General features: G+C 56.2%; 16 protein-coding genes. 11 read left to right on the forward strand and 5 right to left on the reverse strand.

Annotated features, from left to right (window positions below; translation table 11 throughout):
- Positions 1 to 19: 19 nt before the first annotated feature.
- The 5 genes from ispG to der all read left to right on the forward strand — a co-directional run bounded on the left by ispG (position 20) and on the right by der (position 6248).
- The gene (gene ispG / locus BMW46_RS07050) at positions 20 to 1270 is read left to right on the forward strand and encodes a flavodoxin-dependent (E)-4-hydroxy-3-methylbut-2-enyl-diphosphate synthase (RefSeq protein WP_074706468.1); all 1251 of its coding nucleotides are present in this window, start codon (positions 20 to 22) and stop codon (positions 1268 to 1270) included.
- On the forward strand, positions 1260 to 2519 hold the full coding sequence (gene hisS, locus BMW46_RS07055) for a histidine--tRNA ligase (RefSeq protein ID WP_074706471.1): 1260 nt from the start codon (positions 1260 to 1262) through the stop codon (positions 2517 to 2519). The genes ispG and hisS overlap by 11 nt, the downstream gene beginning before the upstream one ends.
- 36 nt (positions 2520 to 2555) lie before the next feature.
- A complete protein-coding gene (locus BMW46_RS07060) occupies positions 2556 to 3194 on the forward strand; it encodes a tetratricopeptide repeat protein (protein WP_074706472.1) in 639 nt (212 codons plus the stop codon).
- A gap of 157 nt (positions 3195 to 3351) precedes the next feature.
- The gene (gene bamB / locus BMW46_RS07065) at positions 3352 to 4704 is read left to right on the forward strand and encodes an outer membrane protein assembly factor BamB (RefSeq protein WP_081355713.1); all 1353 of its coding nucleotides are present in this window, start codon (positions 3352 to 3354) and stop codon (positions 4702 to 4704) included.
- A 143-nt stretch (positions 4705 to 4847) separates the two neighbouring features.
- The gene (gene der / locus BMW46_RS07070; RefSeq protein ID WP_074706475.1) at positions 4848 to 6248 is read left to right on the forward strand and encodes a ribosome biogenesis GTPase Der; all 1401 of its coding nucleotides are present in this window, start codon (positions 4848 to 4850) and stop codon (positions 6246 to 6248) included.
- Positions 6249 to 6266: 18 nt separating this feature from the next.
- Here der and apaG read toward each other — a convergent pair whose 3' ends face one another.
- Positions 6267 to 6650, reverse strand: coding sequence for a Co2+/Mg2+ efflux protein ApaG (apaG, locus tag BMW46_RS07075; protein WP_074706676.1), 384 nt, complete (start codon positions 6648 to 6650; stop codon positions 6267 to 6269).
- 186 nt (positions 6651 to 6836) lie between these two features.
- On the opposite strand from apaG, the gene rpe reads away from it, so the two are divergent.
- The 4 genes from rpe (at position 6837) to BMW46_RS15340 (ending at position 10177) form a co-directional block, all read left to right on the forward strand.
- Positions 6837 to 7520 (forward strand): ribulose-phosphate 3-epimerase, encoded by a 684-nt coding sequence (gene rpe / locus BMW46_RS07080; protein ID WP_074706477.1) that lies wholly within the window; start codon positions 6837 to 6839, stop codon positions 7518 to 7520.
- 117 nt (positions 7521 to 7637) lie between these two features.
- Positions 7638 to 8366 (forward strand): phosphoglycolate phosphatase, encoded by a 729-nt coding sequence (locus tag BMW46_RS07085; protein ID WP_256376989.1) that lies wholly within the window; start codon positions 7638 to 7640, stop codon positions 8364 to 8366.
- Between the two features lie 140 nt (positions 8367 to 8506).
- Entirely contained in the window at positions 8507 to 9988 is a 1482-nt protein-coding gene (gene trpE / locus BMW46_RS07090) for an anthranilate synthase component I (protein ID WP_074706480.1), read from the forward strand.
- Positions 9989 to 10009: 21 nt separating this feature from the next.
- The gene (locus BMW46_RS15340; RefSeq protein WP_177171049.1) at positions 10010 to 10177 is read left to right on the forward strand and encodes a hypothetical protein; all 168 of its coding nucleotides are present in this window, start codon (positions 10010 to 10012) and stop codon (positions 10175 to 10177) included.
- Positions 10178 to 10408: 231 nt separating this feature from the next.
- Here the strand turns inward: BMW46_RS15340 and dacB are convergent, their stop codons facing one another.
- From dacB to bioA, 4 genes are read right to left on the reverse strand one after another with little or no spacing between them, the layout of a single operon-like run.
- Positions 10409 to 12055: a D-alanyl-D-alanine carboxypeptidase/D-alanyl-D-alanine endopeptidase gene (dacB, locus tag BMW46_RS07100; RefSeq protein WP_074706482.1), complete on the reverse strand. Its 1647-nt coding sequence runs from the start codon at positions 12053 to 12055 to the stop codon at positions 10409 to 10411.
- A 1-nt stretch (position 12056) separates the two neighbouring features.
- Positions 12057 to 12371, reverse strand: coding sequence for a hypothetical protein (locus BMW46_RS07105; RefSeq protein WP_218141770.1), 315 nt, complete (start codon positions 12369 to 12371; stop codon positions 12057 to 12059).
- A complete protein-coding gene (locus tag BMW46_RS15945; RefSeq protein ID WP_074706487.1) occupies positions 12296 to 12532 on the reverse strand; it encodes a hypothetical protein in 237 nt (78 codons plus the stop codon). The genes BMW46_RS07105 and BMW46_RS15945 overlap by 76 nt, the downstream gene beginning before the upstream one ends.
- Positions 12533 to 12580: 48 nt before the next feature.
- Entirely contained in the window at positions 12581 to 13891 is a 1311-nt protein-coding gene (gene bioA, locus BMW46_RS07115) for an adenosylmethionine--8-amino-7-oxononanoate transaminase (protein ID WP_074706490.1), read from the reverse strand.
- Between the two features lie 657 nt (positions 13892 to 14548).
- On the opposite strand from bioA, the gene BMW46_RS07120 reads away from it, so the two are divergent.
- Both BMW46_RS07120 and BMW46_RS07125 read left to right on the forward strand, forming a co-directional pair.
- Positions 14549 to 14734: a Flp family type IVb pilin gene (locus BMW46_RS07120; RefSeq protein ID WP_074706492.1), complete on the forward strand. Its 186-nt coding sequence runs from the start codon at positions 14549 to 14551 to the stop codon at positions 14732 to 14734.
- A 92-nt stretch (positions 14735 to 14826) separates the two neighbouring features.
- Complete coding sequence (locus BMW46_RS07125) at positions 14827 to 15399, forward strand: A24 family peptidase (protein ID WP_074706495.1); 573 nt, start codon at positions 14827 to 14829, stop codon at positions 15397 to 15399.
- The last annotated feature ends 95 nt before the right edge of the window (positions 15400 to 15494 follow it).

Consider the following 15494-nt stretch of genomic DNA (forward strand, 5'->3'; position numbering starts at 1 on the left):
GCAGCATCTCATATTCATCATGTCTATGGTTCAAAGTGCTTTTCCCCCACGCAGGAACAGCGTGGGCGTTCAGGTAGGTTCGATCCGGATCGGCGGGGGCGCGCCCATCGTAGTGCAGTCCATGACCAATACCGATACGGAAGATGAAATCGCTACCACCGTGCAAGTGGCTCAGCTTGCGCGTGCCGGATCCGAACTCGTGCGCATCACCGTCAATACGGCCGAAGCTGCCAAGGCTGTGCCGGGTATCAGGGCTCGACTCGATGATATGGGTTGCCACGTTCCCCTGATAGGCGATTTTCACTTCAATGGCCATAAACTGGTGACAGAGTATCCCGGTTGCGCACGTGCGCTGGCGAAATACCGTATCAATCCTGGTAATGTCGGGCATGGAAAGAAACGTGACGAACAGTTTTCCATTCTGATCGAAGCGGCCTGCAAGTATGAAAAACCGGTGCGCATCGGGGTCAACTGGGGAAGCCTCGATCCCGAGCTGCTGGCGCGCATGATGGACGAGAATGCCCGCTCCGGGGACCCGAAGGATGCCTCCGCGGTAATGTACGAAGCCTTGATTACCTCTGCGCTTCAAAGCGCTGAGCGCGCGGAGGAGATCGGGCTGGGTCGTGACAGAATCATATTGTCATGCAAGATGAGCGGGGTGAGAGATCTCATTACCGTTTATCGCGCTCTTGCGTCCCGCTGCGACTATGCGCTGCACCTTGGGCTCACCGAGGCGGGCATGGGTTCGAAGGGGATTGTTGCTTCCACGGCAGCACTGTCGGTACTGCTTCTCGAAGGTATCGGCGATACGATACGAATATCGTTGACGCCCGAGCCAGGGGGAGACCGCGCGCGCGAAGTGATTGTGGCTCAGGAGATACTGCAAACCACCGGTTTGCGCGCTTTTGTGCCTCTGGTTGCCGCCTGTCCCGGTTGCGGCCGTACCACCAGCACCTATTTTCAGGAACTGGCGGAAAGCATCCAGGGCTACGTGCGCGAGCAGATGCTGGTATGGCGCGAGGAATACGAGGGTGTGGAAAATATGACCCTCGCTGTGATGGGGTGCGTGGTCAATGGCCCCGGCGAAAGCAAGCATGCCAATATCGGCATCAGCCTGCCAGGCTCAGGGGAACGGCCGGTGGCGCCGGTATTTGTGGATGGCCAGAAGTCTGTAACGCTGAAAGGCGACAATATCGCAGGAGAGTTTCGCCAGATAGTCGATGAATATGTGCAGATGAAATACCCCAAGAAAGCAGTCGATGCCCACTAGGGGGATTCAGGCTGTACGCGGGATGAACGACATCCTGCCTGATCAGATCGACCGGTGGGAGTTCTTCGAGCAAAGTGTCCGCGACTGGATGGCGGCTTATGGCTACCGCAATATCCGCATGCCGATAGTCGAGCAGACCGACCTGTTTGTGCGTTCCATCGGGGCGGTCACAGACATCGTCGAGAAAGAGATGTACACCTTCGTGGATCATCTAAACGGCGAGAGCCTGACACTGCGGCCGGAAGGAACCGCGTCCTGCGTGCGTGCGGTTCTTGAGCATAATCTGCTCTATTCCGGCCCGCAACGGCTATATTATTCGGGTGCGATGTTCCGCCACGAGCGTCCGCAAAAAGGACGTTACCGGCAATTCCATCAGGTCGGCGCCGAAGCTCTGGGATATGCCGGCCCCGATATCGATGCCGAGCTTATCATCATGGGTGCCGACTTGTGGAAACGGCTCGGCGTTTCCGGGGTACGACTCGAAATCGGGACGCTTGGCAGCGCGGAGTCACGCTCTGTGCATCGTACCCGCCTAATCGGCTACCTGCAGCGGCATCTATGCAAGCTGGATGAGGATGCATCCAGGCGCCTGCACAGCAATCCCTTGCGCATACTCGACAGCAAGAATGCCGGGATGAGAGAGATTATCGAGGGCGCTCCGCGGTTACTGGATGACCTGGACGAAGACTCCCTCATTCATTTTGAAGGTTTGCAGCAAATCCTGCGCGAGCAGGGGATCGACTTCGAGATCAACCCGCGACTGGTACGGGGGTTGGATTATTATAATCGCACCGTATTCGAGTGGGTCACCGACAAGCTGGGGGCGCAGGGAACCGTCTGCGCAGGTGGACGCTATGACGGACTGGTAGAACAGGTCGGCGGCAAGGCTACTCCCGCGTGCGGATTCGCCCTGGGAGTGGAACGAGTACTGGCACTGGTGATGGACAGTGCCATCCCTCAGACTCCTCCTGATGTCTACGTGGTTCACAAGGGCGATGTCGCGGCCGGGTTTGCCTGGAAAACGGTAAGACACTTGCGGGATCGTGGGTTCCAGGCAATTCTGCATTGCGGAGAGGGCAACTTCAAAGCGCAGATGAGAAAAGCCGATGCCAGTGGAGCGCGTTTTGCGATCATCATCGGAGATGATGAAGCGCAAGCCGGCGAAATAAGTATCAAGCCGCTGCGGGAAGCAGCGGAGCAGGTCCGGGTGGAGCTTGCGGAAGTTGCCGACCTGTTGAAAAAGGCTTGAATCAGAAGAATTCCAATTCCAAACTTGGGAAGGTAAATGGCAGCATATAATCCGGAAGAACAGGAAAATATAGACGAGCTGAAATCCTGGTGGAACACGTACGGCACGCTGGTGGTTGTGATTGTCGCAGTTTTCATCGCGGGTATCGCCGGCGCACAGGCATGGAACTACTACAAGAAGCAGAAAACCGAGCAGGCCCTGGAATTGTATGATTCCGTGCTACAGGTTCAGGGGAGTGGCGATGCAAAAAAAATCAGCGACGCTGCCGGTCTGGTGATGGAAAGCTTTCCGAGTAGCGGTTACGCGTCGCGTGCGGCATTGATATCGGCTCAGACCAGCTTCAACGCCGGAGATTTGCAGAACACGAAAAACCGCCTGCAATGGGTACTCGACAATTCCGGGGAAGAAGAGCTGAAAGACATGGCGCGATTACGTTTGACGGGCGTATTGCTGGATGAGAAAAAATACGACGAGGCGCTGCGCCTGCTTGAGGTCAAGCATGGGGAATCCTTCGACGGACTCTATGCCGATCGCCGGGGCGATGTGCTGGCGGCCATCGGGAAAGCTGGGGAAGCCCGGGCGGCTTATCAAATGGCGCTTGCCAGGATAAGTTCCGGCAGCACTTACCATGATATCGTGCAGATGAAGCTGGATGCGCTGCCAAGCGCCAAATAGTTACAGTTTCGATATAAACCGGATAAACTTCAGCGCGAGCCCGCTACCCTTGGCGGCTTGCTGCAGCCGGTCCACTCTGGAAGCCGCTCCCTTAACCTGATATGCCTTGATCGGCTCGTTGATTTTTTCGCAACTACTCCTTCTCATAAACAGGAAAATGCGCGCAAGCAAAGCTTCAGCCGATGAGTTGCTGAATGTGTTTCCCGTGCCTGCGGATGTGCCGGGAAGCGCTATGGCCGACGTCAGGGGCGTGCACAAGGAAGTATCACTCCGGGGAGAATCGCGTCCGTTTCACCTGGCGAATAGTGCATTCTGGCGCTATGTTCTGCTGTTCGTATCGTCCTTCACGCTTTCCGGATGTGCGGGCATGGTAGATATGGTGCGCGATGTGAGCCGCAGCCTTGCCGATATCGATGTATCCGGTATTACGGATCTTTTCGGACCAGGTGAGGTTCAAATGAGCCCGGAGCAGATCGCACAGCTGGAGGTGATACCCAGCACCCGTCCCGGTTGGGAGGCGGGTGTCGAGGAAAGTCCGGCGACTGTATTTCTGCCGGTTTTCGGCGATGGCGCGGTCTATGCGGGGGGACCGGATGGTCGTCTTGTACGTTTCGACGCAGTTTCAGGCAAGGCTTCAGGCGTCATCGATACCAAGCATCCTCTCGCGGGTGGAATCGGCGCGGGAGATGGTATGCTGCTGGTGGGCACTTTCAAGGGCGAAGTTCTGGCTTTTGACGAGAAAAGCGGCAAACCGAAGTGGACTGCGAATCTTTCAACGGAAGTGCTGAGCCCGCCGCATGCCGGAATGGGTGTGGTAGTCGTTCGTACGGGAGACGGTCGTATATACGGGTTGGATAGCGAGAGCGGCAAGCGCAAGTGGGTTTATCAGGGCGCTACTCCATCACTGACGGTACGGAGTTTCGCTGGCGCGCTGATTGCCGATGATAGAGTATATGCTGGTTTTGCCGGAGGCAGGCTCGTGGCGCTGAATCTTTCGAACGGCAGTCTGGTTTGGGAGGCAATGGTATCACGACCGAGAGGCGCCACCGAACTTGAGCGAATTTCGGATGTTACCAGCTTGCCCGTTCTGGATGAGCAGCAGGTGTGCGCTGTTGCCTACCAGGGGCGTATCGCCTGCTTCGATATTACAGCCGGTAACCAGATCTGGGCCCGGGATGTATCCAGCAATGCCGGTCTGGCCATGGATGACAATTACGTTTATGTGAGCGAGAACAGGGGCGGAATAGTGGCTTACGACAAAAGGGATGGCACCAGCGTATGGGCGCAGGATCTGCTCAACGGACTCAAGTTATCCGCTCCGCTGGCGCACGGCGCTCGCATCGTGGTAGGAGATTCTCAAGGTTATGTAAATTTCATCAGGAAGGATAATGGCGCCATTATTGCGCGCTCCGGAACCGACGAAAGTGCTATTACCGCCCGTCCCATATCCTTGCCCAATGGTATTGCGGTACAAACCCGGAAAGGCGGAGTTTTTGCCTTTGGTGCCTAGTCGTGGGCCTAGTCATGTGCTTGGGTGCGTGTTTGAAAATTCACCTTCTGAGGAACATCTCGGTAATCCGGGAATTCGCTGTTCAGCGCTTCAATTCCGTGCCATATGCCGCAGCCGAGCCCTGTTAGACGAAAACTGAAATCATGAAACCCACCCTCGTACTGGTAGGGCGATCCAACGTCGGCAAGTCCACGCTTTTTAACCGTTTGACACGCAGTCGCGACGCGCTGGTGGCTGACATGCCGGGGTTGACCCGCGACCGTCATTACGGACACGGCAAGCTGGGCGACAGGCCGTATCTCGTGGTCGATACAGGAGGCTTCGAGCCGATGGCGACGGAAGGCATCCTGCACGAGATGGCGAAGCAGACGCTGCAAGCAATTGACGAGGCTGATGTCGTGCTCTTCATCGTGGACGGTCGAAGCGGTTTGACGGCGCAGGACAAAATTGTCGCCGAGCAACTTCGCAGATCAGGTCGCCGAATCCTGCTGGCGGTAAACAAGACCGAAGGCATGGCTGTTTCCGTCGTTACTGCGGAATTTCACGAACTGGGATTGGGCGAGCCTTGTGCAATTTCCGCCGCCCATGGCGACAACGTGAATGAACTGGTGGTGCTGGCGCTTCAGGATCTTCCCGACGAACCGGAGCAGGAAAGAAAAGACGAGCATCCGAAAATCGCTATCGTAGGTCGTCCGAACGTGGGGAAATCAACGCTCGTGAACACTCTGCTGGGAGAAGAGCGTGTCATCGCGTTTGATCAGCCTGGTACCACGCGTGACAGCATTTATATCGACTTTGAGCGGAATGGACGTAACTATACCCTGATCGATACAGCCGGCTTGCGCCGCCGCGGCAAGGTGCAAGAGACCGTGGAAAAGTTTTCCGTGGTGAAAACACTGCAAGCGATAGAAGATGCCAACGTGGTGATACTGGTGCTGGATGCTGGCAGCGAGATTTCGGATCAGGATGCGCATATTGCCGGATTCATCCTGGAAGCAGGACGGGCACTGGTGCTGGCCGTGAACAAGTGGGACAGTCTGGATGAGTACCAGCGTGACATAATCAAGCGCGATATCAACCGTAAATTGCCGTTTCTGCAGAATTTCGCCCGGTTTCACTACATCTCGGCGCTACATGGCACTGGCACGAAAGGACTGCTGCCCTCTGTCGATGCCGCTTATGGGGCGGCAATGGCTCATCTGCCCACTCCCAGGCTTACCCGCACGTTATTGGCCGCGGTGGAGAAGCAGCCTCCCCCGCGTGCGGGTACATCGCGTCCCAAGCTGCGCTACGCCCATCAGGGTGGTTCGAATCCACCCTTGATTATAATCCATGGCAACGCCCTCAATGCCGTGCCCCAGACCTATCAGCGCTATCTGGAAAATACATTTCGCGATACCTTCGAGTTGGAGGGAACGCCGTTACGGATAGAATTCAGGACAGGCCGCAATCCCTACGCGGGAAAAAGTCCCGCTCCGCTCACCGAAGCCGAGGCAAAACGGGCTCATCGTCGTCGACGATACGGGCGGAAGAAGTATGGGTAACGAGGGGGAAGATACTTCTTAATGGAGGATTCGCGGCACGCTCAGAATGAACTCGGGAATGGGTGCGTCGAAGCGCAGACCATCCTCGGCCACCATCTGGTAGCTGCCTTTCATTGAGCCTACCGGTGTCGAAATGGCCGTACCGCTCGTGTATTCGTAGCTGTCTCCCGGCTTCAGCAGTGGTTGTTCCCCCACCACTCCCAGACCTCTTACTTCCTGGACGCCGCCGCTGCCATCGGCGATGACCCAGTGCCGACTGATGAGCTGAGCGGTGACAGTACCGGTGTTGGAAAGAACGATCGTATAGGCGAATACATAGCGATCCAGCGCCTCGTCCGATTGTTCCGGAAGATAGGTGGTATGAACCTTTACCGCGATCTCGTATTTTTTTCCTTCAGTCATACTGGCATTGCACACTATTTTCCGGCTCAGGGCAAGGGCAGCATGCCGCAAAATCATTGGAACGATTTTTCAAGACTGCAAGAGATCGCAACCAGGAACAGCAGCTTTAAAGACCGATGCCACTAACGCCGCAAGACAATTTACGGTTAAAATTGAGCTTTTTTGATCATCACAAGGACGCCCTTCATGGCCAATTACCGCATTGCTCCAAGCATTTTATCTGCAAACTTTGCCAAGCTGGGCGAGGAAGTTTCCGCAGTTATCAATTCCGGGGCGGATTTTATCCATTTCGATGTGATGGATAATCATTATGTACCCAACCTGACTATCGGACCCCTTGTGTGCGAAGCCATTCGACCGGTAACCGACGCGATTATCGACGTGCATCTGATGGTCGAGCCGGTTGACCGTATCGTTCCGGATTTCGCGAAAGCAGGAGCCAATATCATTTCCTTTCATCCGGAGGCAACGCGCCATATCGATCGCACCATCGGGCTCATCAAGGAACAGGGGTGCATGGCAGGACTTGTTTTCAATCCCGCCACACCGTTGAATTATCTTGATCACGTTCTCGACAAGCTGGACCTGGTACTGATCATGTCGGTCAATCCTGGATTCGGGGGACAGAAATTCATTCCGGAAGCGTTGCCGAAGCTAAGGGAAGTGCGAAAACGTATCGATGAGAGCGGCAGAAACATACTGCTGGAAATCGACGGGGGCGTGAAAGTGGACAACATTGCGGAAATTGCGCGTGCTGGAGCGGATACTTTCGTTGCCGGTTCCGCAATTTACAGCGCAGGGAAGGACAGCGATCCCCACCGTTATGACACCATCTTATCAGCCCTGCGAGCAGAACTGAAGAAGGTTTGAGCGTGCTCGCGAGTAAACTCCCGAAGTTTGGAGCGACCCATTTGGAAAACTCTCCGTCGCTTCGTCGCTTATACGAACGAGCCGGTATTATTTTTTAATGAATATGGATAATACGACGTGAACAAAGGCCTCTCTCCGCTTGTACGTACTTCTGCCCCTGATAGGCATTTTCCCCTGCCGATCAAAGCAGTCATGATCGATCTCGACGGCACCTTGCTGGATACCGCGCCTGATCTTGCCACCGCTGCCAATATGATGCTGAAGGAACTGGGAAAAGCCGAGCTTCCGCTGGAAACCATCCAATCCTATATTGGCAAAGGGATAGAAAAGCTGGTGAAACGTTCGCTCACCGGGGATCTCGATGGCGAGCCCGACACAGACCTTTTGCAACGCGCAATGCCGCTGTATGAGCGCAGCTACGAAAAAACATTGTATGTCGATACGCGCGCTTACCCCGGCGTGCGCGAGGGATTGAACGCTTTGCGTGCGGGCGGCTTCCGGCTCGCTTGCGTGACCAACAAGGCAGAGGCTTTTACCTTGCCGCTGCTTCGTGCGGCGGAATTGCTGGACTACTTCGATATCGTGGTTTCGGGCGATAGCCTGCCGAAAAAGAAGCCGGATCCGATGCCTTTGCTGCACGCTTGTGAACGTTTCGAAATCGAGCCGCATGAGATGCTGCTGGTCGGGGATTCGCTGAATGATGCCCAGGCTGCGCGCGCAGCGGGTTCTCATGTATTTTGTGTTCCCTATGGATATAACGAAGGACGGGACGTGTACGAGCTTGATTGCGACGCGATCGTCCCATCGTTATACGAGGCAACAAAGCTGATCCAGAAATCCTCATGAGTAACGGAAAAACGGGAAAGGAAAGATATGCAATCCAGGGATGGTGCTACTGGCACTGTCGGGGTTGGCGTTGGCGGCTCGATAAGCATTGATCCGGTCTGCGGTATTTTTTCATTTTCTGTTTTTTTGGAGTCTGAATCATGACGGAAGCAGAATTTCATGCCCTGTCGACAAAGGGCTATACGCACATTCCTGTCGTCCTGGAAACCTTTGCCGATCTTGACACACCGCTGTCAGTTTATCTGAAGCTGGCAAACGAGCCTTATTCCTATCTGCTGGAATCCGTCCAGGGAGGCGAGCGTTTTGGACGTTATTCAGTTATCGGCTTACCCGCCCGCAGTCGAATCGAAGTGCGCGGCAACGATGTCAGCGTAATCGACGGCAGCACCAGCCAAGTATTTCAGTCGGAAGATCCTCTTGCTTTCGTTCAATCCTATCTGACGCGCTTCAAGACGGCACCTTATCCCGGCCTGCCGCGTTTTTGCGGCGGTCTCGCGGGCTACTTCGCGTACGATACGGTACGTTATATCGAGCGCAGGCTCGCCGGCGCGGGCGCGCGCCTGCTGCCTGACACACTGGATACGCCGGACATCCTGCTGCTGGTTTCGGAGGAGCTGGCAGTGGTGGATAATCTTTCCGGCAAGCTCTATCTCATCGTATATGGGGACGCCGCTCTGGAGGGCGCATACTCCAGCGCCCGGAAACGGTTGAAAGAACTGCTGGGATCTCTCCGAGAACCGTTACGGATTCCATTGGAAACGCCGTGTGAATCGGGTGCGCCGGTGTCACAGTTCTCGGAGGCGGATTTCATCTCGGCAGTAGAACGGGCCAAGCGCTATATTTTTGATGGCGATATCATGCAGGTGGTGTTATCCCAGCGCACCAGTAAACCGTACGGCGCCTCGCCGCTCGCGCTGTACCGCGCGTTGCGCAGCCTCAATCCTTCTCCCTACATGTTTTATTACCACTTCGGCAGCTTTTACGTGGTGGGAGCTTCGCCCGAAATCCTGGTGCGACTCGAAGGTGAAACGGTTACGGTACGCCCGATCGCAGGAACCCGCCCGCGAGGCAAGACTCTGGGGGAAGACGCGGCGCTGGCCACCGATCTGCTCGCTGACCCGAAAGAGCGGGCGGAACATGTAATGCTGATGGACCTGGGGCGCAATGATGTAGGACGCGTGGCGCAGATCGGAACGGTAAAGGTGACAGAGAACATGCGTATCGAGCACTACTCGCACGTCATGCACATTGTTTCCAATGTCGAAGGCCGGCTCAAGCCCGGCCTCAATGCGATGGATGTGCTGCGAGCCACCTTTCCGGCGGGGACCGTGAGTGGCGCGCCGAAGGTGCGGGCAATGGAAATTATCGATGAGCTGGAAGTCTCGAAGCGTGGAATCTATGCAGGTGCAGTCGGATATCTTGGATTCAACGGGGATATGGATCTGGCTATCGCCATCCGCACCGGAGTGATCAAGGACGGCAAGTTGCATGTCCAGGCGGGCGCCGGCATCGTTGCCGATTCCGTTCCTCAAAGCGAATGGGTGGAGACGCAAAACAAGGCCAGGGCCCTGCTGCGCGCAGCGGAGATTGCGGAGAACGGGTTGGATAGCAGGATTGAATGAAAACCGGAAATAACGCTAGCCATGATGCTTGAACGTGAGGATGTTACGCGAGCACTTCGCTACGTGGCGTGGCGAAGAGCACGAGGTAATGCTTGCAACCGCCAGGAAGCATCAGGACGCAAATTGATATTCAACCTTATTCTCACTGACTGTGATCTGACCGCTGGATTGCAGTTCATCGAGGATTGAGGCGATATCTTCCGCAGTCAGTTTCTTTTGAAAAACGGCATCGATTGTGTTGCGAAGTGCGTTAACCATTCGGGGAAGGGCGGAACGGCGATTCTTGAGATCTGACGATATCCGGGAAAGTCTTTCAAGTCGAAGATCATTGCTCTCGGTGCTGTAAGGGGTTTCCTTACTGCTGTAGCACGCCGGGTATTCTACTCCGGCTTCTCGAAACACAACTTTCATTGAAGAGCGTTATCGCCCCTCATAGACCCAATCGAGCAGTGCATCCATCGCAGCTTGTCCGCTCTCCGCGCGCGGGTGGTTGATGAAAAAAACCACGATCGAGCGCCTGCCTGATTTGTCGCGCACATAACCCGCGATAGTTTTTACCCCCTCCAGCAGGCCTGTCTTGATATGAGCTTGGCCGGCGACGGCACTGCGGCTCAGCCTTTTCTTCATGGTGCCGTCCACTGCGACAATGGGCAGGGAGGAGACAAATTCGGGCATGACATGACTCTGGAATGCGGCGAGCAGCAGTTTGCCCATATGGCCGGCACTGATGCGTTCATTCCGCGACAATCCAGACCCGTTTTCCAGGATCAGCTCGGGAAAGACCAGTTGGCGGGAAGCGAGCCATTGCCGGATGGCCGTTTCCGATTTGGCGAGGGTTGCGCGTGACGGGTCAGGATTCTCCCCGGTTCCATCCAGGGAAAGTATTGTTCCACTTTTGGCGGCTCGATCATTTCCGTAGCCGATGCTGAAGGAAGCCGGCATTACTTGCGGTTCCCTGAGTGGTTCGCTGCCCAGCCCCAGGGTGAGATAGAGCTGCCGTGCTGCGGTATTGTTGCTGAACTTGTTGATATCGCGCACGATATCCGTCAAGGGAGGAGATTGGTGGGTTTCCAGCGGAACAGTTCCTCCCGGAGCGGCACTCCTGCGCACGCTCCCGCGCAGAACACCGCCTTGCTGTTCCCACAACTGCCTGAATAGATCGAAGGTATAGCGAGCAGTGTCGTGAACACTGAGGAACAGGGTTTTTTCGCCGCACCCCAGGGCATAGCTGCCCTTGAACGTCACGGACACCCGGCCGTCCAGGCCGGTGCCGGACTGAATATCCGTGCCAAGGTCGTCCTTCCAGTCATCGCATGCACGGTTGGTGAGCGTCAGGCTGTTTTTGAGGTCGAGAGAGGGCAGCAGAGGATCCACCACAATGCGCACGCTCCTGCTTTCCGGCTGCGGCAGCAGCCGCAGCGCGAGCGTCCGGTAATTCACCATCAGCGCCTCGGGGAGGACGTTGTATGCGCGATAGGGCCTGCCGTCGAATGCGGCAGAGTCGCTTCCGGGGAGATCGAAATGGCTGCTGTCGAGCACCAGGTCACCGGTGATCTCGCGCAATCCAGTCTGGCGCAGCCGTCGGGTGAGCAACCAGAAGTTCTCCAGATTCAGCCTCGGATCGCCGTAGCCCTTGATGACGAGATTGCCGTGAAGGGCATCACCCCGAACAATCCCGTCAGCATACAGCTCCGTCTTCCAGGCATATCCCGGCCCCAGTAGTTCCAGTCCGGCGAATGTGGTCAGAAGCTTCATCACCGAAGCCGGGCTCATGCCGACGCCGGCATTGATAGCGAGCAGCGGCTGTCCTGCGCCGGTTTCATGTACGTAAATACCGACGGCGGACCGGGGGATACCCGCCTGTGCGAGCGCATATTTTACCGGGGCAGGCAAGTCGAGCGCCAAACCCGGCAGCGGCAGGAAGACAAGCAGGCTGCATAATGCCCACTTTATTGCGCGTGATAGCGCTACGCGATACGAGGTTCTCAATGGATTTCCGAGCGAGTTTCCGGTCAGGTTTTTCTGCGGGTTTTCCAGCCAGTTTTCCAGAAGTGTGAACAGGGACATGCTATATCTCAACGGATGCGGATTGGACAGGGATACTTGCATTCCAGTTTGGTTTCTGCCGGATGGTGTCGGCCAGATGAGCGCAAGTCGAAGGTTGCCGTGAACGAGGAAAGTCTGACCGGAAAGTCAGACTGGGAGGAGCACGGAAGTGGCTCAGCCAGGCGAGCAGGTCCGCGTGAGCGGAAAGCCCGCCGATGGTGTAGATATCCAGCCGTTCGGGAATATTGTCATCGAAAATCTTCACTGATCCACCCCCTCCACCGAGCTGCGTCCCACCGTGCCGACCGCCTGGAAGCCGGTAATGAGTATGCTGCATTCCGGCCTGTCCAGATTGTACTTTAGATGATACTTGATCCTGCCCCCTCGCACATCCCGCTTGCAGAGATGCAGAGATGATAACAGCTCCCTCTCGTATATTATTGAGGCGCAGCGATTCCACGCCGCTCTGAACGAAATGAATGCAAGGCTTGCCAGCATTCGGCACAGCCACTTCACCGCATCGGTCGTTTCCTCATCGGGCAGTTTTCACCATGAGTCCAGCGCCGCCAGCGTGCCTGCCACCAGCAGGTCCATTTCCTGTTCGTTGATGACATACGGCGGCATGAAGTAGACGGTGTTTCCCAGCGGCCGCAGGGACAGTTCCTGCCTGAGCGCAGCCTGGAAAAATTTTCCCGAAAACGACGGATCGGAAGTTTCGACTTCGAACGCCCAGATCATTCCGCAATTGCGGAAGTTCCGCACCAGTGGATGCCTTGCGATGGGCGCTGACACCTCGTTGAGGTAGTACGCTTTGAGGCGGTTCGCCTCGATGATCTTGTCCTGCTCGAAAATATCCAGCGTCGCGAGCGCAGCCCGGCAGGCCAGCGCATTGCCGGAATGCGTATGGGAATGCAGAAAGGCACGCGCCGTGTTGTCGCCGTAGAAGGCAGCGTAGATTTCCTCCGTAGTCATGACGACCGAGAGAGGAAGATAACCTGCCGTCAAACCCTTACCGATGCAAAGGAAATCCGGCAGGATGCCTGCCTGCTCACAGGCAAATAGCGTCCCAGTCCTGCCGAATCCGACTGCGATTTCATCCGCGATGAAATGCACCTGATACCGGTCGCAGAGCTCGCGCGCGCACCTCAGATAATCAGGGTGATACATGCCCATGCCGGCCGCGCCCTGAATCAGCGGTTCCAGAATGAGTGCGGCAGTTTCCGCATGATGCGCCACAAGGTGCGTTTCGAGCGCCGCGGCGGCGCGCAGGGCATGCTCCTGGGGCGACTCGCCTTCGGAGGCATAGCGCCAGTCCGGGGTGGGGACATGACTGCCTGGCCGCAGGAGCGGCGCATAGGTTTCCCTGAAAAGCGCCACATCCGTGACCGCAAGCGCTCCCAGCGTTTCGCCGTGGTAGTCGTTCTGCAGGCTGACGAAGCGATTCTTCTCGGAGCGGCCGAGATTGTGCCAGTAATGAAAACTCATCTTCAGCGCAATTTCCGTGGCGGAGGCGCCATCGCTTGCATAAAAGCAATGCCCAAGCCGGTTCGATACCAGTTTGCCCAGACGCTCGGACAATTCCACCACCGCCTCATGCGTGAATCCGGCCAGCATGACATGCTCCAGACGGTCGAGCTGCTCGCAAATGGCTGAGTTGATGCGCGGATTGGCGTGGCCGAACAGGTTGACCCACCAGGAACCGATGGCATCGAGATACCCTTTGCCGTCCCCGTCGTACAGCCACACGCCTTCGGCGCGTGAAATGGTGACGAGCGGCAGCGATTCATGCTGCTTCATCTGGGTGCAGGGGTGCCAGACCGACTTCAGGCTGCGTTGCCGCAAGAATTCATCGTTCATTCGCAGATGGCATCATGGGGAAAACAATCGGGAAAAAGGATAGTGGAAAACAATGGGATGGAAAGCAGTGAAACCAATGGAACACGAAGGCGACATCATACCGTGCATCACCTGACAGGTGAACATGCGGGTGAACAGGCAGTACAAACACATCATGTGGTCTGCTGCCAATGGCCAGCGGCACGACGTTTATTTCACCTCCTGTGCAGCTGATCCGCGTGCTGCTCAGGGCCATGCTTCATTAATCAAAATCCGGTTCATCAAATTTTGAGATGACGCGTCTTTTTCCTCCTGTTTCCCGCAATGCCGGCAAGCCGCGCCCGGATAATTTCACCAGCGTAAAGGGAGAGGGAGGGCACGGGCGTATTAGGAACGTATAAGGGCGCCCAGGTTCAGCAGATCGAGCGGGTAGAGGCCCTAAGGAATAAAGGCGGGAGAAGAGCGAAGAAGAGCGTGGGCAATGGATCATGGCTACCGCTCTCCTCTATTGTAATGTCATAATGGTGCCGGTTATCACGCAACCTGTACCTTGGTACACGTGTACTTCAGTACGATGGACTCAGCCTCCGCGGGCTTTCAGAATAGTACCCGCAGTACAAAGAAAGAAACGCCGCCATCCGGCGGATTTTATTGATGATCTGAACAAGAGGAAACATTATGAACAAAATCGCGCAAGGCATGAAACAGTTCCTGAATGACGAAGAAGGTGTAACCGCCATTGAATATGGCCTGATCGCCGCCTTGGTTGCGGTAGGGATTATTGCATCATTGAACTTGCTTAAGGGGGGGTTAGACACCATATTCACCGCTATTACTACCGCACTTACTACGGCGGCAGGTTAAAAGAAACCTTACTGTGCAGTCGTAGTTGGAGTTCAAGCACCGCCCGGCTTTGCGCCGGGCGGTCCGCAGTTGAATAAAACGTGAATCATCCCATGCATTCATCAATTTTCGGATTTTTGCTGCTGCTGTTGCTGGCAGCAGCCTGGAGCGACATTCGTAGCCGTCGCATACCGAACATTCTGGTTTTTCCGGGCGCGGTTGCCGGCGTGCTGCTGCATGCCCTGCTACCGCAGGAAATGGGGGCACTGGGCATCCTCGGCTCCCTGGCTGGGTGGGGCACCGGGCTGGTGCTGCTGCTGCCGCTCTACCTGCTGCGCATCATGGGCGCGGGCGATGTGAAGCTCATGGCCATGACCGGCGCCTACCTCGGCGCGCAGGAAACTGTCGGCGCCCTGTTATGCGTCCTGCTAGCGGGCGGCGTACTGGCGCTGGTGGCCGCTTTGCTTGAAGGCAAGCTGCGCCTGCTGTGGCGCAATCTCAATGTCATGCTGCTGGGAGCACTCGCCGGTGGACCAATGATGGGCCTGCCCGTGAGCGGAGAGCCCGGTGAAAGTGTCACGGGAGATGCCGGGGAATTCGCTGCGGAGTCTGCCGGTTCACTGCCCTATGGCGTAGCAATCGCCGCCGGCACCATGGTGTATCTGGTCATGGCCCACTGGGGCTGAAAGGCTCGACTGACAGAGCGTATGCCAGACGGGCATGCGGGAATGCAGGTACAAAGTAAGGAAAAGTAAGTACAAAAGCGCAAGTACAAAGACCA

The sequence above is a fragment of the Nitrosospira multiformis genome, from assembly GCF_900111585.1.
GTDB classification, from domain to species: Bacteria; Pseudomonadota; Gammaproteobacteria; order Burkholderiales; family Nitrosomonadaceae; genus Nitrosospira; species Nitrosospira multiformis_B.

What these genes read in the sequence shown, in the direction of transcription:
- BMW46_RS15945 (WP_074706487.1), bottom strand. Translation starts at nt 12,532, where the DNA reads ATGCTGGCAAGCCTTGCATTCATTTCGTTCAGAGCGGCGTGGAATCGC.
- BMW46_RS07125 (WP_074706495.1), top strand. Translation starts at nt 14,827, where the DNA reads ATGCATTCATCAATTTTCGGATTTTTGCTGCTGCTGTTGCTGGCAGCA.
- der (WP_074706475.1), top strand. Translation starts at nt 4,848, where the DNA reads ATGAAACCCACCCTCGTACTGGTAGGGCGATCCAACGTCGGCAAGTCC.
- BMW46_RS07060 (WP_074706472.1), top strand. Translation starts at nt 2,556, where the DNA reads ATGGCAGCATATAATCCGGAAGAACAGGAAAATATAGACGAGCTGAAA.
- hisS (WP_074706471.1), top strand. Translation starts at nt 1,260, where the DNA reads ATGCCCACTAGGGGGATTCAGGCTGTACGCGGGATGAACGACATCCTG.
- apaG (WP_074706676.1), bottom strand. Translation starts at nt 6,650, where the DNA reads ATGACTGAAGGAAAAAAATACGAGATCGCGGTAAAGGTTCATACCACC.
- rpe (WP_074706477.1), top strand. Translation starts at nt 6,837, where the DNA reads ATGGCCAATTACCGCATTGCTCCAAGCATTTTATCTGCAAACTTTGCC.
- ispG (WP_074706468.1), top strand. Translation starts at nt 20, where the DNA reads ATGTCTATGGTTCAAAGTGCTTTTCCCCCACGCAGGAACAGCGTGGGC.
- BMW46_RS15340 (WP_177171049.1), top strand. Translation starts at nt 10,010, where the DNA reads ATGATGCTTGAACGTGAGGATGTTACGCGAGCACTTCGCTACGTGGCG.
- BMW46_RS07105 (WP_218141770.1), bottom strand. Translation starts at nt 12,371, where the DNA reads ATGCAGCATACTCATTACCGGCTTCCAGGCGGTCGGCACGGTGGGACG.
- BMW46_RS07120 (WP_074706492.1), top strand. Translation starts at nt 14,549, where the DNA reads ATGAACAAAATCGCGCAAGGCATGAAACAGTTCCTGAATGACGAAGAA.
- trpE (WP_074706480.1), top strand. Translation starts at nt 8,507, where the DNA reads ATGACGGAAGCAGAATTTCATGCCCTGTCGACAAAGGGCTATACGCAC.
- bamB (WP_081355713.1), top strand. Translation starts at nt 3,352, where the DNA reads ATGCGCGCAAGCAAAGCTTCAGCCGATGAGTTGCTGAATGTGTTTCCC.
- dacB (WP_074706482.1), bottom strand. Translation starts at nt 12,055, where the DNA reads ATGTCCCTGTTCACACTTCTGGAAAACTGGCTGGAAAACCCGCAGAAA.
- bioA (WP_074706490.1), bottom strand. Translation starts at nt 13,891, where the DNA reads ATGAACGATGAATTCTTGCGGCAACGCAGCCTGAAGTCGGTCTGGCAC.